The following is a 26838-nucleotide window of genomic DNA, read 5'->3' as shown; positions in this document are numbered from 1 at the left end:
CCGGGTCCCGCGTTCCTCTTTCTACATAAGATATGTTATGTAGAAAGAGGGAGGTGGGTTTCATTGGCGTACCACTATACAGCGATTGGAGATTCTTTAACAACAGGTGCGGGGACGTTGCTGAGCGGCGGATTTGTACCTATCTATCGGCGAATGGCAGAAAGACATCTCCGTACGCCAGTCAGTTACGAGAATCTGGGAATCAACGGGCTGACATCGCAGGAGTTGCTGTCAATGGTCCGCAACAATCCGCTTTTTCGGTCGGCGCTCAGCCGGGCTGAACTTATAACGGTAACGATCGGCGGGAATGATCTGCGCCCATACATCAGCGCCCTTGCTGGAGGTTCCGGCTCGTCAGGTTCTTCCATTTCGCAAGCGCTGAATCACACCAAAGAACATGTGCGCCAAATTGTACATGCCCTGTATCAGATAAAATCCGGTCAGCGTGAGCCATGTATCATCCGGATGGTGGGATTATATAATCCTTTTCCTGAGGTAAGGGAGGCGGGAGTATATGTGCGCCAGTACAACTCGTTTCTCTACACATTGGGCGGACCCAATTACCGGGTGGCGAACATTTATCCCGCATTTGAGGGCTATGAACGGGCACTACTTTCGTTAGACCGGGTGCATCCGAACAGTCGTGGTTATCGTGTGATTGCGGAAGAGCTGAATCGGCTTGGTTATGCGCCGTTACGCTGAGCGTGAGAGGATGCTTGGGATCGGACAAAGTATATTAAAGAAAGAGGTTCATCATGGCAGTAGCAACTGACCATCATGAACCTCTTTTTATGCATTTCGGCGTGCTAAATCTCCAATATAGCTTTCAACTTGGTGCAGTCCGCCTGTAACTCGGGCAGCTGACCCAAAAATAGAAGGAGGGCTTTCACGTGAGCTATTTCCACGTTTTCTTCTGAGAGTTCACCCTTTAATCTGCTTAGGATTTGCACATATTCATTCCGGGGAGCTTCATTTAATTTAGTTTGTTTCAGAACCGTATCCATACGTTGCAGTGCATAGGAGATTTGTTTTCCCTTGGTCCAGATTTGATCAGAATCTTCATGGAATACGGAATCGCGGCCCCACATGATTTGATGTTGAACATCAGGGCTCAGCATTCCTTGTGCTAGCATATCCGTAATGCTGAGCATAAATTCAGCCAGTGTTTGCTGCTCCGTCCAGGACAGCTCTGAATCGCTCAATCGGAGGGAATTGACAATCATGCTTTTGACGACAAACTCAATATCATACGCATAGTTTTTTATGGATTCTCCATAAGCATCAATTAATAAATCAATCATCACGTTAGATAAATGATGTTCAACACGATCAATGGCTTGTGCGATTTTTTCTTCCTTAGAACCGATTAAAGGAACGGAGTATACCAGCAAATGAACTTTATTCTTATAAATCCGGCTCAGCGCAATCAAATACAGTTGTCTCAACTTTTCACGGGAAGGTAGCTGGTGCTTCAAATAAAGTTCTTTAATATCTGCATCAAGAAGCTTTTCAATCAGGACGATTGTCCCCAGCAGCAACTCTTCTTTACTTTGAAAGTATTTATAAAAGGAAGCCTTCACCATCCCGCTTTCACGTGCAATCTCATCGACCGAGGTGGCATCGTATCCCTTTTCTGAAAATAGGGAAAGGGCAGCATATATGATATCTTCACTTGTTATTTTTTTCATTGTACCCCCAATTTTTTGCTCTGTCTCTTTAATTTCCAGCGGGCAATAACCATATACAGGGACGGAACCACAAACATCGTAAGAATGGTCGAGTACATCAATCCAAACATAATGGTATACGCCAGAGGTCTAAACATAAGTTCCCCAATAAGAGCAATCGGAATCAGACCGACAATGGCTGTCAGCGAAGTAAGCAATATGGGGCGGAAACGCGCTTTGGTCGCTGCAACAACGGCCTCCTTCAGTTCGATCCCTTCACGTCTTGCATCCTCAATAAACTCAATCAGCACAATGCCGTTACGTACGACAATACCTGCCAAGGTCATTAAGCCCAACACGCCCATAAAACTAACCGGCGTATTTAGAATGAACAAGCCAAGAAATCCGCCTGCTGCTGCCATATACACGGTAGTCAATATGATGAGTGGAGTCGAGAAAGAAAAAAATTGCAAAAAGATCAGCATGAAGATTAATAGTATGACGACAACATATAACCATCCTATTTCTGATAAAATGTCATCTTGTCCTGAAATCTCGCCGCCAATTTCCCAAGTGTAGCCTGGAGGAAATTTAATGTCCTGCAATTTAAGCTTGACGTCCTTCATGACTTCGGAAGCTGTACGCCCGTGAACTTCAGCTTCAACAGTAATCGAACGCTTTAAATTATAATGGTTAATTTTTTGTGTTGCAAAGGATGGCTTCAACTCAGCCAATTGAGATAAAGGGATTTGAACACCATTGGCATTGGTCACATTCAATTGCTGAAACAAAATTTCAGGATTTTGATCGGTTTGGCTTAGCTTCAGCTTAATATTTATCAAATCTTTCCCCGTATCAAATCGGCTAAAGCTCACGCCATTACCCATTAACAAGAGTGTACGTGTCAGATCATTATTGCTTACCTGATATTGATCCATCGCTTGTTTGTTGATTTGGAAATCCAACGTATAGCCTTCATTTTCCATATTGTCTTGTATGTCCTGTGTTCCTCTGGTAGCCATAATGCCTTCTTTTAACTGCTGTGACAACGAACGCAACTGATCTACATCATTGCCTAAAATCCGAATGGAGATCGGCTTACCGAGAGGCACCCCCACTTTGGCTATTTTCAAGGAAATGGATTGACCCGGATAACGATCCTTTAAGATGGAGGGCCATTTGTCTGCCATTTCATCGGGATCAAATGCACCTTCTTCCCCAATAATAGCAATTTGACCCACGGTTGTGCCTGTTTTGGCGTCAGCGGTCATATCTTGAAACAACCGGGGAGCGTCGCCGCCAGCCGCATAACTGATCGTTTCCACATGAGGTTGCTGCTTCACCCATTTGGCAATATCCTCGGTGACCCGCTTGGTTTCTTCTATAGAAGTACCTGTAGGCATACGCACATTAATGCTTAATTCCGGATCGTTGGTTCTGGGGAACAGGTCGATCGGAATCAGAGCAAGTATGCCGTACAGCGTGGTACTGATCAATAATCCTAATGCAGCATATAATCCAGGTTGCTTAATGACTCTCGGAATCAGCTTGCTGGTATATACGTTACGAAGAGCATCAATTTGTTTTCCCAGCAGTCCCGACGGCTTCATGGTGGAGTTGGGCGTTTTTTGATTTCGTTGTCCATACCATTCTCTAAAGATTGGGATGACGGTAAAGGACATGAGCATGGAAGCCAATAACGTAAAGATAACAGCAAACGGTAATGGTTTGATAAGGGAGCCTGCATCGCCTGATAAAAAGAACAGCGGGGCAAAGGAGGCTACAGTTGCCAGGGTTGCGGTCAAAATGGAAATGGAAACTTCTTTCGTTCCATTTAATGCTGCTATCTTGGGACTCTCGCCCAAGGTCATCATTCTGCGTTCAATATTATCATTAACCACCACAGCATCATCGACTAGAATCCCCATTACAATAATTAAGCCAATGACCGTAACCTGATTCAATGTTATTCCGAGCATAGGGAGAATAATGAGACCTATGGCGATTGAAATAGGAATAGCCAGTGCCACAAAAGAGGATGTAATCAGATTCAAGCCCAATGTACATACGATCACAACCGCCGCAATGGCAAACAGCAATTCACGGGTCAAGCCATGAAAAATATGATCAATCCGCTCGGTCTGTGAAAATAACGTATTCAGTTGAAACGTATTAGGCAGATTTGGTTTTAACAACTGCATTTCTTTATTTACTTTGCTATAAATCGTGTCTACGTCAGAGCCGGTATTACCGTTAATCGTCAGTGTAATAGCTGGTTTACCGTTAAAAAAGGCCATATAGCTGCTGGTGTTATGTGTAAGCAATACGGTGCCCACATCACTGAGATACACAGGAGCGCCGCTGTCTGTTCTGGAAATAATGACTTTACTCAAATCCTGAGCATCCTTGGACTGCTTTACATTCAAGCGATAGGTACGTTCATTGTAATCCAGATTGCCTATCGGATATTGATCATTTTCCTTCTGCACTGCACTCATGAGCTGTTCCCAACTGATATGGTACTGCTGGAGCTTTTGAGCATCAATTTGAATCTGAACCTCTTGATCCGGTAATCCCTTGATTGTTACTTCCGATACACCGGGAATGGTTTTTAATTGATCCTTCCACGATTTCACCATATCATTTAGTTGATACAATTGCTCCACAGAGTCCCCCGTGATGGCGTAGGAATGGATAAATACCTTATTCAAATCATCGTTAACGAGAGGCTTTTGAGCATCTGTGGGCAGAGAAGACTGGGCATCGTTCATTTTTTTGCGTAATGTATCCCAGGCTTCTGTGGCATTGGCGTTGCCTTCTGTCTCAATGATAATCGTCGAAAGTCCATTTTCGGATGTAGAAGAAATCTTTTTAATATGATTGATTTCTTTCATTTTTTGTTCCAGAGGCTTTGTGACCGTTTGTTCTACCTTTTGGGGTGTAGCTCCAGGGTAGAGGGTCGTGACCACAGCGGTTTTCTTGATAATATCCGGCGTTTCCTGCCGGGGAAGCTGAGAGACACTATACAGCCCGGCAACAATCGACATGATAAACATAAAGAGGGTCAGTTTTTTCTTTTTGATAAAATATGCAATCATTTGCTCGTTCCCCCCATGATCTGAACGAGCAGCCCATCGTAGATCAGGTTTACTCCGGTGGTAACGATACGATCCCCGACATTCAGCCCCTTGGTAATTTCGAGCTTATTGTTGGACATCTGACCGACATTCACGACCGTCTTGACCGCTTTGTTGTTCACCACTTTATAGACAAAAGTATCTGTACCGTTATTAATGACAGCCTTGGCTGGGAGCAAAATTTGCTCACTTTGGGTCAATTGGCGGCCTGCCTTTACGACTTGTCCCGGGGCCCAATCATGCTGGGTGTTAGGAACAATCACTTCCACGTTGATACTGCCCGTATTGGTGTTGGTGGCCGGATAAATTTTACTGACCGTTCCTTCTCTGTTCTCATCGTACAGTTGAAGCTGGACGGTCTGACCTTGCTTCCAGTTCGTGATTTCATGATCGGGAACAGGGAGCAGCACCTTGAGCTTGTCGATTTGTCCGATACGATATACCGGCTGTCCAGCGCTCGCCAATTGTCCCACCGTTGCTTTTTTCTCCAGAATAACGCCGGAAATGGGGGCTTTTAAAGCTGTCTTGGAGAGGGAAAGTTCGGCTTGCTTTTTGGCAATGACCGCTTGCTGATATGCTGCAGTAGCGTTATCTTTAGTGGCTACTGCCTGTTCCTTCGCGGCGATGGCAGACTCTTTCCCGGCTTGGGCTTGGTGCAAGCTGGATGCTGCCGATTGCCGATCTTCTATTGTCGCTCCCTCCTGTATTAAGGAGAGGGCATCTTGTGCATCCTCCAGGTCCCTGGAGGCGTTGGTTAAAGCAAGCTGTGCATTTTCATAATCGTTTTTGGTTGCAGCTCCCTGATCATATAAAAGCTTGGTGCGTTCAGCGGTAGCCTGTGCTTTAGTCAAAGCGGACTGTGCTCTTTGCACTTTGGTACGGACCTGTGCCCTTTCCTGCTCACGGGCACCCTTGTTCACTTTGTTAACTCCAGCTTGAGCTGCTGCCTTTTGCGCGTCGGCGGATTGAATGGAGGCATCTGCACTTGAAATGGCAGCTGTAGCATTTTTGATACCTGCCTGTGCTTCAAGGATAGCTGTACTAGCCTGCTCCAGTTGTAGCTGGTAGCTGGATGAATCAAGCATCGTCAAGATCTGCCCCTGGGATACGGAGTCTCCCACATTGACAACTGTGTCGCGAATCAGTCCGGATAACTCAAAAGATACGGAGGTATCCTCATAGGGCTGTAGCGTGCTTGAAAGGTCAAAAGAAGCAGACAGCGGTTCTTTTTTAACAACCATCGCTTCTACCTTTTGATTTTGTTGTTCTGCTGCTTCTTGATCACTCGATCCTGTAGATGAGCAAGCTGAGGTGAACAGAAGAATGAATATAGCAGATATGTAGAGACTGGGTTTTAACAAGATGATCATCCTTTCTGTCTTTTTTGTACTTTAAAGTTTATGCATAAACTCATCAGTTCATAAACGGATTATATGACCTGATTTGTGGCATGTCAACAACTGATTACAAAAAAATGCCCCAAATTCAGGAAGCGAAAGGGAGCCGATTCAGGTCCGTGGAAGTACATGGTAGACAAACGTAAAAACGACCTTTCTCAAAAGAAGAGAAAGGTCGTTAAGAAAATAAATATAAGCTGTTTAGCCGATTAATTTACGGAATAAGCTGCGTGCAGCCCACTTGCGCTCACTTCGTTTGTGGTATTTGGGCAGCGAGCGATAGACGGCAATGGACTGGTTAAAGGCTATAGTGGCTTCATCCTTGCGTCCCAGCATACGGTACATCAAGCCTGTCAGATAATAGCCCTCACTGGAAGAAGACTGAATCTCCTGAAATTGCTGCAGATAATGAAGTGACTTATTTACGTCACGTTCTTTGAAAGCAGCGGCTAAATGCAAATAAGGCTCACCGTATTGCACCCGCGGGTTAATATCCAGTGCTTTCAATAAATGCTGTTCTCCAACCTCCAGATGGTTTGTGTGTACTTCAGCCGTTCCCCGTGCGTTCCAATAGTCTGCTGATTCTTCATAACGGGATTCAATTTCCAATAACAGCTCCAAAGCCTGCGGATATTTCTTGCTTTCGATCCAGATACGTGCCAAATCGAACTTGGCAGCCACATCGTTGGCGTTTAGCGTAATCTGTTGGCGCAATCGAGCGGCATTGCGTCTTCTTTTCCATGGTTTGCTGATGCTGGGCAATACACCGACAAAGCTGCGATCTAATATATAGATCACGATTAGGAGTACGAGCATTGCCAAAAACGGGTTGCCGAGCAAACTCCATAGTAGAGAGAAAATTAAAAATTTCCCAATCATTCTGCTCCAATCCTCCTGTGCATGTAACAATCCATACTTTCCACATTATAGCATAGGGTCACTTTAAGGGTCATTAGCATGATGAGATTTGGAAGGATGGTAGAGGGGGCGAGAAGAGAAATACTTATTTGTGATGCTCGATGTATAGTTTTACGAGAAAAGGAACCTTTTTTTATTTCCGCCAAAAGGTTGAACAGTCTGCCTTATCCAAAATATTAAACTCGATCATTTTCTCAAGTAATGAGAAATCAACTGGACTATCCCACTGGATACGTACCAACTGCTTGGTGTGATCATAGCCAGCCTGCACAATTAACTCCGAAAAATGATTAATCCCTGCCTTTTCAGGGGCAACGGCCAAATGATGTTTGGCTACGCTAAAGCCAATAATAAATGTGCCGTGATCCGTAAACATAGGTTGATTCCACGCAATTTTTTCCATTAAATTTGGAAACTTCTTGGTTACCCAAGCCAAAACCTCTTGCGTTCGGGCCCGATGTTGGGGGTTATCAATATGCTCTAAATATTCTGCAAAAGCTTCCATGTTGTTCCCTCCTTAATTAAAAATTATATCGTGCAGAAAAGTTCCTCAAACTTATTTCTCATTAAATGGTTTAAATATCATTTTATCGCAGTAACATGTTTCTCAAGGAGTAATTGTCTGTTGAATAATCAAAAATATATTTAGATATAAAAAACACCGTTTATGTCCTGTTATATTCCTCAGCAAGAATAGAGTACAAACATGAATCATGAAACTCGCCTTTATAGTACCAGTGTTCACGCATCAAACCTTCACGTTGCATTCCGATCTGTTGCATAACCTTCTCAGAAGCCTTGTTTTCTGGACGACATGTTGCATAAATACGGTGGACAGCAAGTGTGCTAAATCCAAAGTCTAGTAACGCTCGTGCTGCCTCTGCTGCATAACCCTTCCCTTGATAATCTGGATTCAAAATGTAACCCAATTCTGCATTAGTATCTTTGACATGAATACCCATACCGCCGATCAGGATTCCATTATTTTTCAGACAAACGGCTAGTTCGTAGTCTTGTCGTGGCTGTTCCTGCTGCGAAGCTAAAACTTGTTCTATATATGCCTTTGTATCTTCTTCTGTATTCGGTCCCCAGGCTGTATATCTAGTAACTTCAGGCAATGACGTGTACGTATGTATACTTTCCCAATCAGATCTGAAAATATCACGAATGATGAGCCGGTTTGTCTCAAATTGCATAATTATTTATTCCTCCTGTCTATAGTCAAAAGACTCTACCTAGTATTTCAAAACGATTAATACCTCAATCCAATTTTTTAAGCGAACGTAGTCTTTAAACGTTATGACCTCCATTTTACAATGAATCCAGACCTTTTGCCGCCTGAACGCAATCCGCAAGGGAGCGTCCGGCAAAAGGCAATTAGAAGATAATGAATGTGGACTGGAATAGCCTACTGTTACTGGCTATCTGGTTCGTCCTAAAACAGCCTGCGCGCTGTTACGAAACGTTTCTGCCATTTATCGTCAAGCGTGTCAAAATGAACGCCGCGTTCTTTGGAGAATGTATGCAGCAATTTGTTGTTCCCTGCATAGATAGCCACATGGCCGATCTCTAGCCCGCGTGCGCTGAAGAACAGCAGGTCGCCTTTGCGCAGCTCGTTCAGCCCGACCTCCCGCCCTTCTTTAGCCTGATCGTAAGAGACACGGGGGAGGTCGATAGAGAGCGTATGCTGGAACACTTCCCCCACAAAAGAAGAACAATCAAAGGTCGATGTCTGTCCGGTTGCTGCGCCGAATTCATAAGGGGTACCGAGAAATTTCTCTCCGTAGGCGATGAGTTCATCTCCCTGCCGTTCCGCCAGGGATGGGCTGGAATAGTCGCTGTATTTTGGTTTTGCCGATATGTATCCGGTCAGGTTGTCTTTAGTGCGCACTTCCAGCCAGAGAGCATTGACCTCGCGGATGACGTGAACCTTTTCGCTGGCTGGAATAAGCCGCAGGGAAGGGGAAGCTCCCGATGAATCCGGTTCGCTGCGCAGGTTGACCCTGGAAAGAACTGTTGTGAAAAAATCGTCCCTGGAGGCAATCCGGATTGTCCGGGTAAGGGCATCCCACTTCACTGTGCTCCCAAGTGCTTCGCTCACAAAACGCAGTGGAATCATCGTGTTGCCCTCAACGATCTGTCCCGGAACATTCAGGGACAGCGTTTTGCCGTTTAGGGTAGCAACGAGTTCCCCGATGTGGTAGGTCAGCACCGTGTCGGTTTTGGTTGCTGTTACGGTTTTGCTGAATCCGTTCCAGGAAAGCACAGCTCCTTGCGCCTCAAACAACTGACGCATGGGGACGAGCGTTGTCCCGTCTAGCAGCAGCGGCTCGGCGGCAAGCTGAAGCGGGTGGTCATCCACATAAACGGTCGTCACTGGAGTCAGTGGTACCGACTTCGCATAAGACGGGTTTGCTTGGAGCAGCGATACTGCCAGCAGAGCCAGCAATACTCCCTTGTTGATTGTCATGCTGTCATCACCTCGTTGTTAATGTGTTCATCTAAGTTGTACGAGGCTTCCTCCGATTAGTTGTGTACCAAATATTGGATTCACTAAAAAAACAAAACAAACAAAAATAAAACCAATAAATATCTGTGTTTTATTATTGACATCAAAATAAAATAAAGATAAAATTATAAATGTGAAATATTTCACTTTATAGAATAATTCCGTATTTAGCGAGGCAACAAGAAGTGAATCCTTTAGGAGGCCGATTTTATATGAGCGCACATGTATTTTTTGTACCATCTATCAATCTTATGGGAACAGGCTGTTTGCATGAAGTTGGGCCGTATATAAAAGAACTGAATTTAAACAAAGCTCTAGTCGTTACGGATAAATTTTTGATGAAGAGTGGCATTGCAGGCAAGGTTACATCTTTGCTGGATGATATTGGATTGAACTATGCGGTATACGATGAAGTAAAACCAAATCCGACCTGTAAAAATGTACATGATGGTGTTCAGTTTCTGCAAGAAAACGGATGTGACTTTTTAATTTCGATTGGCGGAGGATCACCACAGGATACGGCTAAGGGAATCGGCATTATTGCTACCAACGGGGGACATATAACCGAGTATGAGGGCGTTCATAAATCCAAGCATAAATCGCTTCCTATTGTAGCTATTAATACCACAGCAGGAACATCGGCTGAAATCACGATCAATTATGTCATTACGGACGAAGAGCGCAAGGTCAAGATGGTTATGGTTGATAAGAATAGTGTAGCTACGATTTCGGTCAACGACCCTGAGCTGATGGTAGACAAACCCGCCGCGTTAACGGCAGCTACAGGACTAGATGCTTTGACCCATGCTATTGAAGCTTTGGTTACGCCAGGTTCCTATCCTGTAACGAATGCGACTGCGTTGGCAGCAGTAGAGATTATTTTTAATCATTTGGCTCGTACAGTGAGCAACGGTCATGATATAGAAGCACGTGAGCAAATGGTATACGCTATTTTCTTGGGAGGACTTGCATTTAATAATGCCGGATTGGGTTACGTTCATGCGATGGCGCATCAGCTTGGCGGCGTATACGATTTGCCTCATGGTGTTTGTAATGCCATGCTGCTGCCGATTGTGGAGGAGGAGAATGCCAAGCATGTACCAGAGAAGTTTCGTGCCATCGCTAAGGTCATCGGTTTTGAAGATAAGGGGAAAACAGATAAGGAATGCGCAGACTATGTAATCCAAAGAATCAAAGACCTGTCGAAGGAAGTAGGGATTCCTTCCAAACTTTCTGAACTGGGTGTAAATGAAGTGGATTTGGATCTGCTTGCCGAGAACTCAATGAAGGATGCTTGCGCTCCGGGCAATCCGTTCATACCTAGCAAAGAACAAGTTATCGAGATGTTTAAGAAAATTCTTTAAATAAAAGATGCAATTATTTTACTAAATACTATAAGGGCTGTCCCAGGAACTGATCGAAGTATACTGGGAACGGCCCTTTTTATTCGCATTTTCTGCTAAGAGATTTGTGAGACTAGAGATAAGACAACCCCATTGAAGATTAAAGGCACAGCTCTCTCGGCTAAATCTGTAGGAGACTCTTTTTTTCCTTCCACATTCCAGCGAAAGGTTACACCATAAATGGACCAGCTTAAAATGGTCGCGGCAAGTTCTAACGTTCTTTGGTCTGTATTATTGGCTTCTCTTGTTATGAGTTGAAGTATGAATTGCTCTAATTGATTCTTAATATGTTCTTCCAGGATCGGTGCCACTGAATTATATTTATGAACGCATTGGTTACTTGAGTCGTGATAGTCACATAACGAAAGAATAAGTTTCTGAATGATCTCCTCCGACAAACGTGCCTCAGCATCAATCCTCTTGATAACATACTCCAAAAATGCGTCTGACAAAAGGGTTTCAAGCAGTGCATATTTATCTTGAAAATGTGCATAGAACGTGGCACGGTTAATGGTGGCTTTTTGGGTAATGTCATTGATCGTAATCGTGTAGAAGTCTTTCTTATTTAATTGGTCAACGAATGCGTCGAGAATTAATCTACGTGTTCGAATGACGCGCGGATCGTTTGGGTTGGGTGAAGTTACACCAGGCATCCTCAAGACACTCCTTTCAGGTAAATCAAATGATTCCCCCATTATAAACATGTGTTGTTTTGTCAACAAGTGAGTTTAGATATACAACAATTTTATAACCCTTTTGGTTAAGCAACAGAATGAACATTTTGTCGGTTGAATGATAAATTAAACATTGCTAACATTTCACTTGCACCCCGTTTGATGGTGCACGAGCTTTTTATATATCGCTAAAAACGATAAAAGAAAATGGGGAGGTACAATCCTTGAGTAATCAACCGCAAAATGTCCATTCAACAGAAGCTTTATTTCAACCTTATACCATTCATAATCTGACCCTACAGACTCGTATTGTAATGCCGGCAATGGGCCGCGCTTTTTCACCAAATGGTGTGCCAGGACCGGATGTAGCCGCTTATTATCGCCGTCGCGCAGAGAATGGTGTAGGTCTTATTATTACTGAAGGTGCAGTAATTGACCATCCTGCTGGAACAAGTGAGCCGAGGATACCTAATTTTTATGGAGAAGCGGCTTTAAACGGTTGGGCTGAAGTGGTCAGACAGGTTCATGAAGCCGGTAGTAAAATTTTTCCACAGCTTTGGCATATGGGGATGGCTCGCCCTTTGGGATCTCAGCCGAACCCAGAAGCGCTGTCGATTGGTCCATCAGGGCTGGATCTGGAAGGGAAAAAAGTGACCGAGCCGATGACAGAAGAAGAAATCGTCAAGGTCATTGGGGCCTATGTCGATGCAGCTGCGAATGCAAAACGATTGGGCTTTGACGGCGTTGAAATTCACGGAGCGCACGGCTATCTGGTTGATCAATTCTTTTGGGAGAGAACGAACCAACGTACGGATCGCTATGGTGGCGATATCATAAAACGTGCACAATTCGCCATTGAGCTTGTGGAAGCTATTCGTGCTGAGGTTGGCCCTGATTACCCTATTGCCATGCGCCTATCCCAATGGAAAATGAATGATTACAACGCAAAGCCGTTCGATACACCGGATAAACTGGGGCAGCTCCTGAATGTGTTAGTACAAGCGGGCGTGGACATCTTCCATTGCTCGACACGTCGCTTTTGGGTACCTGAATTTGAAGGCTCCGATTTGAGCTTTGCCGGATGGGTGAAGAAGCTGACTGGAAAAACCACGATTACGGTTGGCTCTGTAGGTCTGGATGAGGATTTTGTAAGTTATACGGAAGGGAAAGGGGCAGGACACCAAGATATTAATGAACTTCTGGAACGGCTGGACAACAATGAATTTGATCTGGTAGCTGTTGGGCGTGCGCTTCTGGGTGATCCTGCATGGGCTACAAAAATACGTGAAGGCCGAATTCATGATCTTCAAACCTTTACACCTGAGGTACTTCAAACGCTCAACTAAAACATCTTATACTTCGAATACCTCTTTAAATAAACAGTGTAAGCCAAAATACTCAAAGTCAGGTAAGGAACTTCGGGTATTTTGGCTTTTTAATGCGTCTGCGACAGTAGTCACCATGAACCATTTTAGATTAAGTCATATTTGCTTTAAAGTTTTCTTTTCTTGGGTACTCAAGTATTTAATTTTCTTTAAAAGCTGCTCCATTTAATAAGCTCCTATCTATTTTAGATCCCATTATAACAAACTTATTCTTAATTCTTTGAAGCATTTCATACGTTAAAACCAAATCAGACTGACATAAACACTTGATATATATAGATGTCTATGTAATAATGCTTGTATGTTAAAAAATAATGCAGCTGCACTGATAGGAACCATTAGAGACTCGATCAATAAATTGATTGTGTCTGAGCTCGAATCAAATGGAATTGAAGGGATTGTTCCTACTCATGGCGGAATCTTAATGTTCCTTTATCAAAAGGACGGGCTTTCCATTAAGGAATTGACGCAAAAAATTTCTCGTCAGCAACCCACTGTTACTGTTTTGATCGACAAGCTAGTGAAGTTGGGATATGTCGAAAGAAAAAAAGAAAGGGAGGATAGCAGAGTTACCCTGATATATTTGACCGATAAAGGAAGAAAGCTGGAGCCTGTGTTTGCGGCGATCTCCAATAGATTAAAAGAAACCATCTATGGTGGTCTGAAAGACGAGGAAAAAGAACAACTGGAATATCTGTTAGAGCATGTAAAAAACAGATTATAATTTTTTTTTGAATAAATGCATAGATATCTATATTAATATCAAAATAACAATAAAACTTCTGGAGGTTATTTAAATGAAACATCTTATCATCTATGCTCACTCTAACGCTGAAAGCTTTAATCACGCGATACTCGAAACGGTTGTAAATACTCTGAAAGAAAAAGGTGACGAAGTCGTTGTACGTGATCTATATGCCCTTGATTTTCAACCTGTATTAAAACCTGAGGATACTGCCGCTATGAGAGCAGGGCAAACTCCGGCTGATATCAAAGTGGAGCAGGAATACATCTCACAATCGGATACAATTACTTTTATTTCTCCCATCTGGTGGACAGGTCTTCCTGCCATCCTGAAAGGTTACGTTGACCGTGTATTTGCATACGGATTTGCATATACGGCTGGTGCGGAAGGGATTAATAAGCTGCTTACAGGTAAAAAAGGTTTTATCGTGAATACACATGGTACTCCCAACGCGATCTACGATGAAATCGGTATGACCGCAGGATTGAAGATCACATCAGATACGGGAATTTTTGATTTCGTTGGAATTGAATCCGTCGGTCACTTGCTGCTTGGAAGTATTGGTTACCTTGATGAAGATGGTTATAAAGGACTGCTGAAGCAAGTCCAAGACACGGTTAAAACGGTGCTGTAAAGTCAGTTTATGTTCTCTTAGAAACGTAAGACATTCTTTAAATGATGAGGTCAACCCGTATTTAGTGGTTGGCCTTTTCTTATAGTGCTTATATATCTCCAACATCCCAGTTCATAGATCTTTTGAATTTGTAATAGCATCTTGGGGCAGATATAACTGGACATTCAAGGGTGTGTTGAAGCATGACTCTATGATCTTTCGACGGTTTTGGAATGTCCCTCTACGATTAAGTACATGTAAACGTCAATAGGGTCCTCACGTTCAATTTTAAAACCAAACCGTTCATAAAGACGTCTGGCTGAGCTTCCTTGCAGAACATTTAAGGTTACATGTTTTCCTTTTACATGATTTTGTTCTAGCAGATTTTTTAATATTTGACTGCCGACTCCTTTACCTTGGTAACTGGGATGAATATAAAAATGCTCCAATAAATAACCGTCTAATCTCGGTTTAAAAGCTATGCAGCCCACAAAAGAAGAGTCTTCCTCAATGATCCAGGTATGGACAGAATCGAATGCATCACGAAAGCGTTGACGAACTTTCTCTTCATCAAACCTTCCTAATCTGGTTAAATCGTTCCGCAGTACAATCGCCCGTAAATTAGCAATGCTTTCAATATCCGAATTGTGGGATTGGCGAAGAGTAAACCGTTTCATCTTATGTAACAACTCCTTTACCGTAAACTGGCAAGAGGTGATCAAGCGTATTTTTTCTTATTCGACGCTGAGCTCATTAACCCTTGTATTAAAATTCACAAATATTTCATTGTTATTATCGTGGGCAATTCATTATAGTACATAGTATTAATAGTTAACTGTATGTATTATGTGTTTTGCGGAGGTTCACTATGAAAGATTATGAACTAAGAGACGAATTGAGAGAATCCGTTAACCGGATTTATGACATGGAATTATTCAGTAGCCTGACGGAGCTTGTTCAGGGGGAAAACCATGTGCTTCAATATTTAGTTCAGCATCGGGATGATGAAATTAATCCTTCCTTACTCAGCGATCATCTGCATGTATCCAGATCAAGAATTACGGCAGCGCTTACGGGATTAAGGAAAAAAGGCTATGTGACTATGGAAATGTCTGAGCATGACAGACGACGAATGTGTGTAAGGCTCACAGTAGATGGTGAATCCTTGATCAAACAGAAGCAACAGAGAATTGAAGGTTATTTTGAAGCGCTTGTAGTAGGTTTGGGTGAGAAGAATGTGAAGGAATTTATACGGTTAATTGAGCTTTCTTTGAGTATTATGAATGCGGGTTCTATTGAAAAATAACATAATGTGAGGGTGTACCGGGTGAGATATAAAATAATAGCAGACAGCTGCTGTGATTTAACGAGAGAGCTTAGAGAAGAGATGCAAGTTACTACGATTCCGTTAAATATGACGCTAGGAGATAAATGCTTCGTAGATGATGACACATTGGACTTGCCTCAGTTTATGGAAGAAATGAAAGCCTGTACAACCAAAATTGGATCCGCATCACCGTCACCTATGCTGTATAAGGAAGCCTTTCAAGGTGCGCATACTTCTTTTGCCATTACATTATCCAGCAACCTGTCCAGTTCTTATTCCAGTGCATTGGTAGGAAAAGATATGGCGGAAGAAGAGGGGGCGGATGTTCATGTATTTGATTCGAAAAGCGCTTCGGCTGGACAGCTCTTGTTAGCTCTAAAACTACGCAAGCTAATCGACGAGGGCTATCATAAAAGCGAAATTATTTCTTCCTTGGAGAGCTTTATCAGCAAGATGAAAACGTACTTTGTTTTAGAAAATCTGGATAATTTGGTTAAAAACGGACGGATGAATAAAATCACAGGAAAGATACTTTCACTCTTGCATATCAGGCCTATTTTAGGCTCGGATGGTGACGGGAATATCGCATTTTTTACTCAAGCACGCGGTCAGAATCAAATTATCGAAAAGCTGGCAGATACTATTGAAAAAAGTGGCCGGGCTACCGAAGGAGAAAGCATCGTCATTACTCACTGCAATAATCCTGGGCTGGCGGAAAAATTAATGAATGCGCTGAAGAAACGCTATCAATTTAAAGATATTCATATTGTGTCCACCAGAGGGATTAGTTCAATGTATGCCAATGACAAAGGGATCATTATGGCTTTTTAAAAATATTCAGGGTTTATCCTCGCTGTATGGATAAACCCTTTTTAGTACACTGAGACTTTGCGGGAGTTCAAGCCTATCTCAATTTTTTAATGAGGACAGAAGCGTTTATACTGGCTTGAGTTCCTCCGGCTTGTGTTTGCAGGGTAACAGCAGTAGTAGAGCTATGGTTTCGCAGAGTAAGGACGTCACCGCATGCCAGAGCGAGGATAGCTTGCCCTGTGTTCTGTTGTGTCCCGGCTCCTGAGCCGTATACAGTTCCCACAGCCAGTGCGCCATTAATAAAGATGGCGAATTGGTTAGGTTCCACACCGGACACCGAAAAGTGAACTTCATATTTTCCAGCATCGGATACAGCAATCTGTGTAGTTCCTGGAACATGAGCAATTCCAGGTGTAAGTATACCGTTCGTATCCAAAATGACATCCCCTTCAATCGGAACAACTTGGGGCTTCACATTATAAATATAACCGAACTGCGCTAAATCACCTATGGTTCCAGGATCCCCTTCAGGCCCTAAAGCGCTATGATTAATATTCACACTTACAAGTTGCTTTTTGACGATGATATCTTTTCCAACCCCTTTCCGTTTCGAGCGGACTTTTCTCTTTGGGGGCTTCTCCTCAAACTTTTTTTCTAACTTATCAAACCAGGCACGGACAAAAACATTTTTTTTACGGCCTTTTTTTCGTTTTAATTCAGGATGACCCAATACAAACACCTCCATATGGTTTGTTGTATACTACTCCATTCATCTAGAGGAGGCATGGATATCTGTCCTGTGATTCATAGGAAACGATCTATTTTGACTAAAAACGGGCTGCTGTACAAGGTGCATTCGTCTAGTATGTAAAAAAGCACCTTTGAATGTGCACTTGGATGACAACCAAGGAACAGACAAAGGCGCCAGTAGAGACGAGTCTCATGATGAAGCGGTTTGAAGCCGTTTTTTGCGCACATATAGGGCGTACAAGATGCCCCCAAGCAGGCACAGGATACAGGCGAAGCCTGCCAGCAACCACGCTGATGAGACTGCTCCACCACGATCCATGCTATTTCCGAGCCATAAAGGCAGCAGAGCTCCCCCAACTCCACCTGCGCCGATAAGCAGGCTAGTGGTAGATTCTTCTGTACCCGGCATCATTTTGCTGGCAAAAACAAGTGCGATGGAGAAGATGCCGGACATGCCCAGCCCCAGCAGTACAATAAGGATAAAGGCGCCTTCAGTCCCTTTGATCAGCGGGAACACGCACAGCAGCACGGTCGCTGCCAGTGAGCTCAGGGCGACAAAGACACCGTAGCCGTATCGATCGGCAATGTAGCCTGTGAATAACCGGCCAGTAGCCATTGCTAACCAGAAGCAGGTGACACTAAGTGCTGCTTCGGCTTGTGTGAGACCCAGCCGTTCGATGAACATGGAGGGCAGGAAATTAGCCAGGCTCATCTCTGTCCCTACATAGATAAAGAAAAAGACGATAAATAGTGCAAGTAGCTTCCAATTGCCTATAGGGCTACCCTTAGAAGCCTCCACCGTGGGGGATTTGGGTGAGTTAGTGGAACGCGTATGGTTGTCACCTTGGTGTTCCTGTTGGTCTAATACAGCGTCCAGCGTGCCGAAGGACCCGCGCAGCCAAGCTATAACGGTGACGGCTGCAAACATGGAAATGATGGGAAAGGCCAATCGCCACCAACCGAGTGCAATGAGCTGGCTGGCGATAGCGGGCATAGCCAAAGCGCCAATCCCAAAAAAGACTTCCAGACGGCTCATAGCCGCGCCCGTTCCTTGAGTAATACCGCTGATAATAATAGTGCCAATGAGTGTTTCTACCATACCGAAGCCAAACCCGGCTGCTGCCCCGACGGCATATAGCCAACCCCAAGACGGCAGCAATGAGTACAGCACTTCCGCCGCGCATAGCAGGAGCAGGGCGAATACCAGACTTCGGCGTTTGCCGAAACTCCGGGCAAGCCACGGCGACAGCAGGACTCCAGCCAGAAAACCGGAAAATTGAGCGAAGATTAGACTTCCGCCATCCGTATAGTTTCTACCGTAATGCTCTAACAACACAGGCAGTAGGGAGCCTACAACCACGTGTGCCAGGCCGATTAAAAAATAAGATAAGCTGCCGATCCATAGCAGTCGTTTCATGATGAACTCCTTTGATACCTAGATTTGACTCATGCGGCAAGCTAAACTGCATGAGTCAAATCTGAGTGATTATGATAGCTCCAGTACTTGAAAGCCGTAGCCTTCAATAGAAATTTCTCCTTCCAGGTATTTACCGCTGATCAGCTCATTCCCTTTCTGATCATCCAGATGATATTGCTGCGTCTGGGCGTTATGGTTCAGAACGCATAGATATGATTTTCCATTTTTGGTCCGTACAGTGGCTTCTACACCCGCAGGAGCGCGCAGCAGGGATGGAATCCCTTTTTGCTCACAAATGTAGCCCAGCAGGCCATCAAGGAAAGCTTCTTCAGGGTCTGAAGCAACGTACCATGCCTCACCTTGACCGAAACGATTGCGTGTCAGCACTGGCATGCCCTGATAGAAATCATCGCCGTATTCGGCCAGTACTTCGGCGCCTTCGCTATGTAACAAGTCACAGAGTAGACCGCATTTATATTCACTTTGTAATACGCCCACCTTTTCTTTCAATACAATGCGATTGTGTGATTCCGGCAGAAGCGCGTCAATTTCTTCCACCCAGATCCCGAGCAAGTTACGCAGTTTACCAGGATATCCTCCGGTTGTGACCAGATCGTTTTCATTTACAATGCCACTGAAAAAGGTCGTTACGAAGGTGCCGCCATGCTCTGTGAATTGTTCCAGCTTCTCGGCGGTACCCGGCTTGACCATGTAGAGTACAGGCGCGATAATGAGATCATATTTCTGGAAATCTGCATCAACAGAAACCAGGTCTACCTGTACATTCCGCCGGAAGAGGGGAGCATAATACTTGTGTACCTGATCCATATATTTCAAGGCAACAGAAGGGCCGCTTGATTTTTCCAAAGCCCACCAATTATCCCAATCGAATAAAATGGCTACTTTGGCATTAACGGTCGCGTCAAGTAGTGTGTTGCCTAATGCGCCAAGCTCACTGCCAAGCTGTGCCACCTCGCGAAATACACGTGTGTTCTCATGCCCGGCATGCTCAATGACGGCCCCGTGGAATTTCTCACAAGCGCCGATCGAGCGGCGAAGCTGGAAGAACATGACCGTGTCCGCGCCATGCGCGACTGCCTGATAACTCCATAACCGCATAACGCCGGGCCGTTTAAGCGAATTATACGCCTGCCAGTTCTGCTGGCTCGGTGTTTGCTCCATCAGCATAAAGGGTTGCCCATCCTTCAAGCCGCGCATCAGATCGTGCGCCATCGCCGTATAGCTTATCGGAGTATTGGCCCCGGGATAGCTGTCCCAAGATACAATATCCATGTACTTAGCCCATTTAAAATAGTCCAGTTGCTTAAAAAAGCCCATCAGATTGGTTGTTACCACGGCATCGGGAACATGTTTTTTAATCGCGTTATATTCCAATAGGTAGCAATCCAGCATACTGTCTGAATTGAAGCGCGCATAATCGAGGGATATGCCCTGAAAGCAGGAGTGATTTTCTCCCCAATGCTCGCTCAGGTTATTTGGCGGTACAATTTCATCCCAATCATAGAAGGTGTGACCCCAGAAGGAAGTATTCCACACCCGGTTTAGCTCTTCCAGTGATCCGTATTTTTGCTTGAGCCACACCCGGAATGCGGCCGCGCAGTTATCACAATAGCAATCCCCGCCGTACTCATTGGACACGTGCCACACGAGGATCGCGGGATGGTTTTTGTATCGTTCTGCAATTCGGTCAGCCATCTGCTCCGCGTATTTTCGATACGTTGGACTGTTCGGACAGGAGTTGTGGCGGCCACCGAATTTCCGCTTCCGTCCGTCAGCGTCTACCCGGAGAACGTCGGGGTAGCGGGTAGCCATCCAAGCAGGGTGCGCTGCCGTGCTAGTAGCTAGACAAACGAAGATATCGCTTTCATAAAGACTGTCAATCAATTGATCCAGCCATTCAAAATGATATGTGATTTCGTCGGACTGAATTTTAGCCCATGAGAATACGTTGACCGTGGCGATATCAATCCCTGCTTGCCTGAACATCCGTAAATCTTCCTGATGCGTGGCCTCATCCCATTGCTCAGGATTATAATCTCCACCGTAAAATACTTTAGGAAGTTTGCTGCTTATCATGCCAATCACCTCTGTATATAAGAATAATTCTATCTTATAATACAAATAACTGCTTTTAAATATAATAAAATGAACATGTATATAACAATATGGATCTACATGAAGAATACATACCCGCATACGCCGGAGGTGCTTTTTATGATTTTAACTCCCCATCATTTAAGATTTTTCCTGACTACACGTGAGCACTCTTTACCCCTTTTTATTGAAAGTATCGGATTTAACAGCAGGCAGGAGGATGTGTCCCGTCCAGAGGGTTATCCGTGCTTTCACTGGATTCAGACGGTGTCTGGTGAAGGGATGTTTACATTTAAAGGGGGGACCTTCCGTCTGGGAGAGCAGTCCGGGGTTCTGTTGCTGCCCGGGGAATCCCATGCATACAGACGGGCGACCAAGGTATGGCGAACGTTATACATTACATTTGACGGCCCCATCGCCGCTGCTGTATTGACTGCACTGGGATTGAAGCATACGCGTGGGTATCATTGGGACCCGGATAGCGAGCTGCACAGCTTTGGGGAAACTATGCTCCATTCCATGGTTAGTGAACGTGATTTGTCTGGATTAGATGCTTCGGCCAATATGTATCGTTTTCTGACTCTACTGCGTAAACATGGACAACATAGCTCGATGCCTTCCCTATCCCATAATGTGGAACGTTTAACCCCTGTACTGGCCTTTATGGAGCAAAATTATGCCAGTCCAGATGTGGGCCTAGGTGATATGGCAGTTATGATGAATGTCAGCTCCCGTCATTTAAATACATTATTTAAGCAAGCGTTTGGTGTGACTTCTTATGCTTATCTGATTGTAATTCGGCTGCGGAAGGCCAAGGAAATGATGACGGAATATCCGCAATTAACAGTAAAGGAGATTTCGGAGCGAGTAGGATTCCGAGATGCCAGTCATTTTGTGGCAACTTTCCGCCGAGCTGAAGGAATTACCCCGGAAAGGTTCAAATTACTGTATACATAAGGGTATTTTATCGAAATACTCTTTCTTACTCGGGAATGCTCTTTTTAGGGAGCATTCCTTATTGTTTTTTTCAGGATGAGGGAGTATAAAATAATAGTTCATTTGTTTCATCAAACTGATGTGCAGGTGACATAATAAACATAAGATCCATAGTTCTTTTGCAAAACCCTCATCCAAAGAAGGAGTCAACGAAATGCTGAGTAAAGTCAAAAGATTATTAATCGGTCGTCCGCGAAAGTCGACGGCCCTTGAAGATGAGAAACTGAATAAGCTCAAGGCACTGGCCATTCTGTCCTCAGATGCCTTGTCCTCTGTAGCTTACGGAACGGAGCAAATTCTGCTGGTTTTAATTACAGCTGGCTTCGCTGCCCTATGGTATTCCATTCCTATATCCATTGCGGTATTGGGTTTGCTGATCATTCTGATCCTGTCCTATAGACAGACCATATTTTCCTATCCTGGTGGTGGCGGAGCGTACATTGTTGCACAGGACAATTTGGGAAAGAGTCCGAGTCTGATTGCAGGTGGTTCTTTGCTGGTCGATTATATTCTGACGGTAGCAGTTAGCTCATCAGCAGGTACAGATGCCATTACATCTGCGTTCCCGTCGTTACATGATCATCGGATCGCCATTGCTCTGATTATGATTATCTTTTTGACTATTATGAACTTGCGCGGGGTGACAGAATCTGCCTCGGTGCTGGCTGTACCGATTTACTTATTTGTTGTTGCTATTTTTGTTTTGATTATTAGCGGTATCATTCATTACGTGGCAGGGGGAGCTCATGCTGCAGCACCGCAATTTGGAGCTACGGTATCCAACGTCAGCCTGTTCCTGCTACTGAAGGCGTTCAGCTCGGGTTGCTCGGCGTTAACTGGGGTAGAGGCTGTCTCGAATGCCATTCCGAACTTCCGCAAGCCAGCTGCCAAAAATGCAGCAACTACACTAATGATGATGGGTTTGATTCTCGGGTGTATGTTTATCGGAATTAGTTTGCTGGCTTATTGGTACGGTGTTCGTCCTAATCCGCATGAAACGGTCATTTCGCAAATTGCGAACGCCACTTTCGGGCGCGGTGTGATGTATTACATCATTCAGGGCGTAACGGCGCTCATCTTGTTTTTGGCGGCGAATACAGCCTATTCGGCCTTTCCATTGCTTGCTTTTATGCTTGCGAAGGACAAATACATGCCGCACATGTTCATGGTTCGTGGAGATCGGCTTGGATACTCTAATGGTATCCTGTTTCTGAGTATCTTCTCGGCATTGCTGGTTATCGTATTTGGCGGCAACACAGAAAATCTGATCCCGCTTTATGCCGTAGGGGTATTTATTCCGTTCACGCTCTCGCAACTTGGCATGATGATTCGCTGGATCAAGCTCAAACCGCCAGGCTGGATCGTCAAACTTGCTATTAATACGGTTGGGATGCTGACCACGCTGTCGATTACGCTCATCTTTATTTTCACCAAATTTAGCCAGGTGTGGGTAATCTTTATCTTTCTGCCTTTGGTTCTGTATTTCTTTATGAAGATCAACAGGCATTACAAAAATACGGCTGAACAACTGCGCATTGATATTACCAAGGATAAACCTATGGTGAAAGGCAATACGATTATTATTCCGGTGGCAGGTATTACGCGAGTCGTTATGAATACGATCAGCTATGCCAAAACCTTGTCGGATAATGTGGTTGCCGTATATGTGGGTGTGGATGATGAGGCGATTCAAAAAATGGAACAGAAGTGGGAAGAGTGGGACGTGGGCATACGTTTAGTAGTGCTGAGATCCCGTTATCGCAGCATCATTAATCCGCTCCGCAAGTTCATCGATACAGTAGAGTGGAAAAAAGCAGACGAGGACCATATCACTGTTCTCATTCCACAATTCATCACCAAGCACTGGTGGGAAAATATTCTACACAATCAGACCAGCTTACTGATGAGAGCTTATTTGATTAATTACAAAGACGTGATCGTAACGACCGTACCTTTTCATTTAAACAAATGAGGATTTTGCAAAAATCCCATAAGCGACTTCCGATGAACAGGATATAGATCGAAATGCTTTAGTTCATCTATATCTTGCACTTCGGAGCGACTGGAATCGAATTTTGCAAAATCCTGAAATAAAGTCACTGCCAATTAGCCCAACTCATTTGCGTGAACTGACTATAGCAAGGACAAAATGAACATCTTTTGGCCGCATTTCTTTGCGGTCGGAGGGTGTTTTTTTTTGCATAACGGAGATATTTACTTTGGTGATACATTTTGTGTATTATAGATACGAAATGTATCATTCGAGACTGTTATGGAGGGATACGATGCCCGAAGCCAAGGGGAAAATGGAAGATGACAAGCTGCAATTTGTAGATACGCTGAGGGCGCTGGCTATTATTGGAGTTTTACTTGTGCATGTCAGCCAGCATGTAGACGGATTAAACGGATGGTTGCAAAAAGGCTTGAGTATAGGAGCTAAAGGAGTCGCTTTATTTTATATGGCCAGCGCTTTTACACTATTTCTGTCCTTGAGCAGACGTTCAGGTGACAAGAGGGAAAGAACTTCAGCTTACCTGTTGCGTCGTTTTTTTCGAATTGCTCCTTTGTATTACGTGATGTTAGGAATCTATTTGGTTGTGAACGGGACAGGTCCACGATTTTGGCTTGGAGATCAGGAGGGAGTCACTGCCACCAATATCACTGCTCATTTCCTGTTTTTGAATGGTCTGAATCCGTACTGGATCAACAGCATTATTGGTGTGGAATGGTCCATTGCGGTGGAATGTATGTTTTATCTGTTTATCCCCCTATTATTTAAGCTGATCCGATCAGTCCGCCATGCGACCTGGTTTGTTGTGATGGCACTTGTGGTAAGCTTCGGGCTAAATACGGTATTTGTTCAATATCCATGGATTAATGATCACTCTTTATGGGGGCACTATCTGTATTTATGGTTTCCGAATCAATTGCCTGTCTTTGGGCTAGGTATATTGTTGTTTTTCATTTGGAAAGACGAGCGGCATTGGAAAAGTATAGACCGGGTCAGTGGAGGTTGGCTGCTGGTTTCTGTGCTATTTGCGTTTTTTGGAGGCATGACCGATTATCTCATGGGTGTCGGGTTGCTGCTGGGAGCGTATGCTTTGTATCACTGGCAGCCGATCTGGCTGCTTAATCGGGTGTGGTCATGGATCGGCCGCCTTAGCTACAGCATGTATTTGACGCATATGCTGGTTCTGGGACTAATCGTACAGGTTAAACTACCTTTTGCTCCCCTAGTCAGCCTCACACTTATGTTTATCATGACGTTGCTATTCACCATCGGACTATCCTGGTTTACCTACTCGTGGATTGAACAGCCCGGCATCCGTTGGGGGAAAAAGCTTATATCACGTATGAAGCCTGTGCACAAGCAGGGAGATTCGGTCAAAGAAAGTGTTGCCTAAGCTGCAACTTGAAGCAGCATCCGATAACATTTGGTTGAAGTGCTTGAATAAATCTATGAAATAATTGAAAAGACCTCTTGAAAAGTAGCTCCCAGCCCTTTATATTCGATGTACATCCAAGTTTTTGAATACACCGATGAGGTTTGTTGGAATTGTAAAGGAGATGCACGCATGCTTTTGAAGCCAATCGGCTTTTTGCTTTTCTCCACGCTTGAGGGAGTAGCTGTTTTTGCGCTGATTTTGAGTATTTTTAAAGTTAAAATGACCCCTTATCTATGGCAGGCCATTTTTGTTAACCTGATTATGAATTTGCAAAGTTATATGCTCCGAGAGGAGTTTTCCTTTTCGTATTTGGTGCCCGTCGTTAATATGCTGCTTTTTATTTTTTTACTTGCTACGGTCGTGAAGATTCCGATTGTGTGGTCCGGTATTATGACGGTTACAGGTTATTTTGCATATGCCGTTGTTCAGTCGGTATTCCTAAAAGTCATGTTCGGCAACCTTCCGGTTTCTGAGCTGCAGGATGGGTCCTTGAAGGGCTATCTGCTACAAGTGGTAAGCGCGGCAGTAGGACTGCTTATTTCATTGATGTTGTATCGAAAAGGGATCGGCTTTTCCCCTAATTTCAAGAAGCTAAAGTTCAAAGAGGAATATGGAATTGTCATCACGCTGATTATCCTGTCGCTCATTTCAACTTCTATTGTGCTCTACTATAACGAGGTATGGTTAAATATGATATTTTTTGCACTGGTTTCGGGATTTTTCATCTATTATGCAATCGGAAAGGAATACCGGGATGATTGAAGCGATGGCTTTCAAACTTGCTAACCAGATCAAACGTACTGTGCCTGATCATCCGGCCTCTGTCGCGGTACTTAAATACGCACTTGCTCTCATTCTGAATGCGTCCATGATCATCGTGTTAACACTATTCGCCTCAATCTTCACGGGGCGGATGGCAGAGGCTCTAATGATTCTCGTCGCTTTCGCCCTGCTGCGCCAAATATCAGGAGGCATTCATTTGAAAACGGGCATGGCATGTGTGTTGGTGACCTCAGCAGCTTTTACTTACATATCCTGCATGGCCTTAAATAGTTGGTGGACAAACCTGTTTACCGGAATAGCTCTCATTCTCGTTTTATGTTTTGCCCCGTCCAGAATTGAAAAGCAGTCGCGCATTCCAGTACAATTTTATCCCCTCTTGCGACTGTTATCCTCCTTGCTTGTATGTACTAATTTTGTAATCGGTTCCTCTGTAGTGGCTATTGCTTTTTTGGTCCAAAGCCTAACATTGATCCGGGGAAGGAGGTGAGTGGAATGATGAGGAAAATGGTATATGGATTAGCTACATCGTTGTCTATGTTTGCAACATTTGCTGTATCAGTGGCGAGTTACGTGTATGTTTATCAAGGGGATACACCCGAGGAACTGCTGAAATAAACAAAATACTGAAATAGAAAAATGATACATAGAGCTGCTATTAAGCAGCTTCTTTTTATGCAAAAAAAATCAGGCGCTCCATTAAAGAGCGCCCGAATGGGAGAGGAGAAACCGGACGAAGAGCTTATGGG

25 protein-coding genes are annotated in these 26838 nt (G+C 44.2%); 13 read left to right on the top strand and 12 right to left on the bottom strand.

The window, feature by feature from the left end; genetic code table 11:
- Positions 1-63 precede the first annotated feature (63 nt).
- A complete protein-coding gene (locus MKX30_RS12010; RefSeq protein WP_254348066.1) occupies positions 64-702 on the top strand; it encodes a GDSL-type esterase/lipase family protein in 639 nt (212 codons plus the stop codon).
- A gap of 104 nt (positions 703-806) precedes the next feature.
- On the opposite strand, the gene MKX30_RS12005 is transcribed toward MKX30_RS12010, so the two are convergent.
- From MKX30_RS12005 to MKX30_RS11975, 7 genes are all read right to left on the bottom strand, one after another.
- A complete protein-coding gene (locus MKX30_RS12005) occupies positions 807-1688 on the bottom strand; it encodes a TetR/AcrR family transcriptional regulator (RefSeq protein WP_254348068.1) in 882 nt (293 codons plus the stop codon).
- On the bottom strand, positions 1685-4765 hold the full coding sequence (locus tag MKX30_RS12000; RefSeq protein ID WP_254348070.1) for an efflux RND transporter permease subunit: 3081 nt from the start codon (positions 4763-4765) through the stop codon (positions 1685-1687). Before MKX30_RS12000 ends, MKX30_RS12005 begins: the two co-directional genes overlap by 4 nt.
- Positions 4762-6174 (bottom strand): efflux RND transporter periplasmic adaptor subunit, encoded by a 1413-nt coding sequence (locus MKX30_RS11995; protein ID WP_023988134.1) that lies wholly within the window; start codon positions 6172-6174, stop codon positions 4762-4764. Before MKX30_RS11995 ends, MKX30_RS12000 begins: the two co-directional genes overlap by 4 nt.
- 228 nt (positions 6175-6402) lie before the next feature.
- Entirely contained in the window at positions 6403-7080 is a 678-nt protein-coding gene (locus MKX30_RS11990) for a tetratricopeptide repeat protein (protein ID WP_254348072.1), read from the bottom strand.
- Positions 7081-7252: 172 nt separating this feature from the next.
- Entirely contained in the window at positions 7253-7624 is a 372-nt protein-coding gene (locus MKX30_RS11985; RefSeq protein WP_028542750.1) for an iron chaperone, read from the bottom strand.
- Between the two features lie 160 nt (positions 7625-7784).
- Positions 7785-8315, bottom strand: a complete 531-nt coding sequence (locus tag MKX30_RS11980) for a GNAT family N-acetyltransferase (RefSeq protein WP_254348074.1) — start codon at positions 8313-8315, stop codon at positions 7785-7787.
- 239 nt (positions 8316-8554) lie between these two features.
- Positions 8555-9589, bottom strand: coding sequence for a C40 family peptidase (locus MKX30_RS11975; RefSeq protein WP_069080042.1), 1035 nt, complete (start codon positions 9587-9589; stop codon positions 8555-8557).
- 251 nt (positions 9590-9840) lie between these two features.
- On the opposite strand from MKX30_RS11975, the gene MKX30_RS11970 reads away from it, so the two are divergent.
- Complete coding sequence (locus tag MKX30_RS11970; protein ID WP_023988139.1) at positions 9841-10992, top strand: iron-containing alcohol dehydrogenase; 1152 nt, start codon at positions 9841-9843, stop codon at positions 10990-10992.
- Positions 10993-11087: 95 nt separating this feature from the next.
- Here MKX30_RS11970 and MKX30_RS11965 read toward each other — a convergent pair whose 3' ends face one another.
- Positions 11088-11684 carry a TetR family transcriptional regulator gene (locus MKX30_RS11965; protein ID WP_023988140.1) on the bottom strand — a complete coding sequence of 199 codons (597 nt, stop codon included), beginning with the start codon at positions 11682-11684 and terminating at the stop codon, positions 11088-11090.
- A 245-nt stretch (positions 11685-11929) separates the two neighbouring features.
- Between MKX30_RS11965 and MKX30_RS11960 the strand changes: the two genes are divergently transcribed.
- From MKX30_RS11960 to MKX30_RS11950, 3 genes are all read left to right on the top strand, one after another.
- Complete coding sequence (locus MKX30_RS11960; protein ID WP_028542748.1) at positions 11930-13051, top strand: NADH:flavin oxidoreductase; 1122 nt, start codon at positions 11930-11932, stop codon at positions 13049-13051.
- 340 nt (positions 13052-13391) lie between these two features.
- The gene (locus tag MKX30_RS11955; RefSeq protein ID WP_053325221.1) at positions 13392-13814 is read left to right on the top strand and encodes a MarR family winged helix-turn-helix transcriptional regulator; all 423 of its coding nucleotides are present in this window, start codon (positions 13392-13394) and stop codon (positions 13812-13814) included.
- Between the two features lie 73 nt (positions 13815-13887).
- A complete protein-coding gene (locus MKX30_RS11950; protein WP_028542747.1) occupies positions 13888-14469 on the top strand; it encodes an NAD(P)H-dependent oxidoreductase in 582 nt (193 codons plus the stop codon).
- Positions 14470-14657: 188 nt separating this feature from the next.
- On the opposite strand, the gene MKX30_RS11945 is transcribed toward MKX30_RS11950, so the two are convergent.
- On the bottom strand, positions 14658-15125 hold the full coding sequence (locus MKX30_RS11945; protein ID WP_023988144.1) for a GNAT family N-acetyltransferase: 468 nt from the start codon (positions 15123-15125) through the stop codon (positions 14658-14660).
- Between the two features lie 191 nt (positions 15126-15316).
- Here MKX30_RS11945 and MKX30_RS11940 point away from each other — a divergent pair, with 191 nt between their 5' ends.
- A complete protein-coding gene (locus MKX30_RS11940; protein WP_071640431.1) occupies positions 15317-15754 on the top strand; it encodes a MarR family winged helix-turn-helix transcriptional regulator in 438 nt (145 codons plus the stop codon).
- 21 nt (positions 15755-15775) lie between these two features.
- Complete coding sequence (locus tag MKX30_RS11935) at positions 15776-16606, top strand: DegV family protein (protein ID WP_025718529.1); 831 nt, start codon at positions 15776-15778, stop codon at positions 16604-16606.
- 73 nt (positions 16607-16679) lie between these two features.
- Here MKX30_RS11935 and MKX30_RS11930 read toward each other — a convergent pair whose 3' ends face one another.
- The 3 genes from MKX30_RS11930 to MKX30_RS11920 form a co-directional block, all read right to left on the bottom strand.
- Positions 16680-17315: a hypothetical protein gene (locus tag MKX30_RS11930; protein WP_023988147.1), complete on the bottom strand. Its 636-nt coding sequence runs from the start codon at positions 17313-17315 to the stop codon at positions 16680-16682.
- 210 nt (positions 17316-17525) lie between these two features.
- On the bottom strand, positions 17526-18752 hold the full coding sequence (locus tag MKX30_RS11925; protein WP_254348076.1) for an MFS transporter: 1227 nt from the start codon (positions 18750-18752) through the stop codon (positions 17526-17528).
- A 69-nt stretch (positions 18753-18821) separates the two neighbouring features.
- Entirely contained in the window at positions 18822-20849 is a 2028-nt protein-coding gene (locus tag MKX30_RS11920; RefSeq protein ID WP_254348077.1) for a beta-galactosidase, read from the bottom strand.
- A gap of 138 nt (positions 20850-20987) precedes the next feature.
- Here MKX30_RS11920 and MKX30_RS11915 point away from each other — a divergent pair, with 138 nt between their 5' ends.
- The 6 genes from MKX30_RS11915 to MKX30_RS11890 all read left to right on the top strand — a co-directional run bounded on the left by MKX30_RS11915 (position 20988) and on the right by MKX30_RS11890 (position 26707).
- Positions 20988-21824, top strand: coding sequence for an AraC family transcriptional regulator (locus MKX30_RS11915; protein WP_023988150.1), 837 nt, complete (start codon positions 20988-20990; stop codon positions 21822-21824).
- 193 nt (positions 21825-22017) lie between these two features.
- Positions 22018-23835 carry an APC family permease gene (locus MKX30_RS11910; RefSeq protein ID WP_023988151.1) on the top strand — a complete coding sequence of 606 codons (1818 nt, stop codon included), beginning with the start codon at positions 22018-22020 and terminating at the stop codon, positions 23833-23835.
- Positions 23836-24148: 313 nt separating this feature from the next.
- The gene (locus MKX30_RS11905; RefSeq protein WP_068940628.1) at positions 24149-25267 is read left to right on the top strand and encodes an acyltransferase family protein; all 1119 of its coding nucleotides are present in this window, start codon (positions 24149-24151) and stop codon (positions 25265-25267) included.
- 171 nt (positions 25268-25438) lie between these two features.
- Positions 25439-26071, top strand: coding sequence for a hypothetical protein (locus MKX30_RS11900; protein WP_023988153.1), 633 nt, complete (start codon positions 25439-25441; stop codon positions 26069-26071).
- On the top strand, positions 26064-26579 hold the full coding sequence (locus MKX30_RS11895) for an accessory gene regulator ArgB-like protein (protein WP_341063004.1): 516 nt from the start codon (positions 26064-26066) through the stop codon (positions 26577-26579). Before MKX30_RS11900 ends, MKX30_RS11895 begins: the two co-directional genes overlap by 8 nt.
- 5 nt (positions 26580-26584) lie before the next feature.
- A complete protein-coding gene (locus MKX30_RS11890) occupies positions 26585-26707 on the top strand; it encodes a cyclic lactone autoinducer peptide (protein WP_023988155.1) in 123 nt (40 codons plus the stop codon).
- Positions 26708-26838 lie beyond the last annotated feature (131 nt).

The sequence above is a fragment of the Paenibacillus sp. FSL P2-0173 genome (assembly GCF_038008045.1).
In the GTDB taxonomy this organism is placed as follows: Bacteria; Bacillota; Bacilli; order Paenibacillales; family Paenibacillaceae; genus Paenibacillus; species Paenibacillus polymyxa_B.
Note: the sequence above shows the minus strand (reverse complement) of the source record. Positions and strands in the feature narration are given on the sequence as shown.

Coding starts and splice junctions, on each gene's coding strand:
- MKX30_RS12005 (WP_254348068.1), bottom strand. CDS start 1,688: ATGAAAAAAATAACAAGTGAAGATATCATATATGCTGCCCTTTCCCTA.
- MKX30_RS12000 (WP_254348070.1), bottom strand. CDS start 4,765: ATGATTGCATATTTTATCAAAAAGAAAAAACTGACCCTCTTTATGTTT.
- MKX30_RS11995 (WP_023988134.1), bottom strand. CDS start 6,174: ATGATCATCTTGTTAAAACCCAGTCTCTACATATCTGCTATATTCATT.
- MKX30_RS11990 (WP_254348072.1), bottom strand. CDS start 7,080: ATGATTGGGAAATTTTTAATTTTCTCTCTACTATGGAGTTTGCTCGGC.
- MKX30_RS11985 (WP_028542750.1), bottom strand. CDS start 7,624: ATGGAAGCTTTTGCAGAATATTTAGAGCATATTGATAACCCCCAACAT.
- MKX30_RS11980 (WP_254348074.1), bottom strand. CDS start 8,315: ATGCAATTTGAGACAAACCGGCTCATCATTCGTGATATTTTCAGATCT.
- MKX30_RS11975 (WP_069080042.1), bottom strand. CDS start 9,589: ATGACAATCAACAAGGGAGTATTGCTGGCTCTGCTGGCAGTATCGCTG.
- MKX30_RS11970 (WP_023988139.1), top strand. CDS start 9,841: ATGAGCGCACATGTATTTTTTGTACCATCTATCAATCTTATGGGAACA.
- MKX30_RS11965 (WP_023988140.1), bottom strand. CDS start 11,684: ATGCCTGGTGTAACTTCACCCAACCCAAACGATCCGCGCGTCATTCGA.
- MKX30_RS11955 (WP_053325221.1), top strand. CDS start 13,392: ATGTTAAAAAATAATGCAGCTGCACTGATAGGAACCATTAGAGACTCG.
- MKX30_RS11950 (WP_028542747.1), top strand. CDS start 13,888: ATGAAACATCTTATCATCTATGCTCACTCTAACGCTGAAAGCTTTAAT.
- MKX30_RS11945 (WP_023988144.1), bottom strand. CDS start 15,125: ATGAAACGGTTTACTCTTCGCCAATCCCACAATTCGGATATTGAAAGC.
- MKX30_RS11940 (WP_071640431.1), top strand. CDS start 15,317: ATGAAAGATTATGAACTAAGAGACGAATTGAGAGAATCCGTTAACCGG.
- MKX30_RS11925 (WP_254348076.1), bottom strand. CDS start 18,752: ATGAAACGACTGCTATGGATCGGCAGCTTATCTTATTTTTTAATCGGC.
- MKX30_RS11920 (WP_254348077.1), bottom strand. CDS start 20,849: ATGATAAGCAGCAAACTTCCTAAAGTATTTTACGGTGGAGATTATAAT.
- MKX30_RS11915 (WP_023988150.1), top strand. CDS start 20,988: ATGATTTTAACTCCCCATCATTTAAGATTTTTCCTGACTACACGTGAG.
- MKX30_RS11910 (WP_023988151.1), top strand. CDS start 22,018: ATGCTGAGTAAAGTCAAAAGATTATTAATCGGTCGTCCGCGAAAGTCG.
- MKX30_RS11905 (WP_068940628.1), top strand. CDS start 24,149: ATGCCCGAAGCCAAGGGGAAAATGGAAGATGACAAGCTGCAATTTGTA.
- MKX30_RS11900 (WP_023988153.1), top strand. CDS start 25,439: ATGCTTTTGAAGCCAATCGGCTTTTTGCTTTTCTCCACGCTTGAGGGA.
- MKX30_RS11895 (WP_341063004.1), top strand. CDS start 26,064: ATGATTGAAGCGATGGCTTTCAAACTTGCTAACCAGATCAAACGTACT.
- MKX30_RS11890 (WP_023988155.1), top strand. CDS start 26,585: ATGATGAGGAAAATGGTATATGGATTAGCTACATCGTTGTCTATGTTT.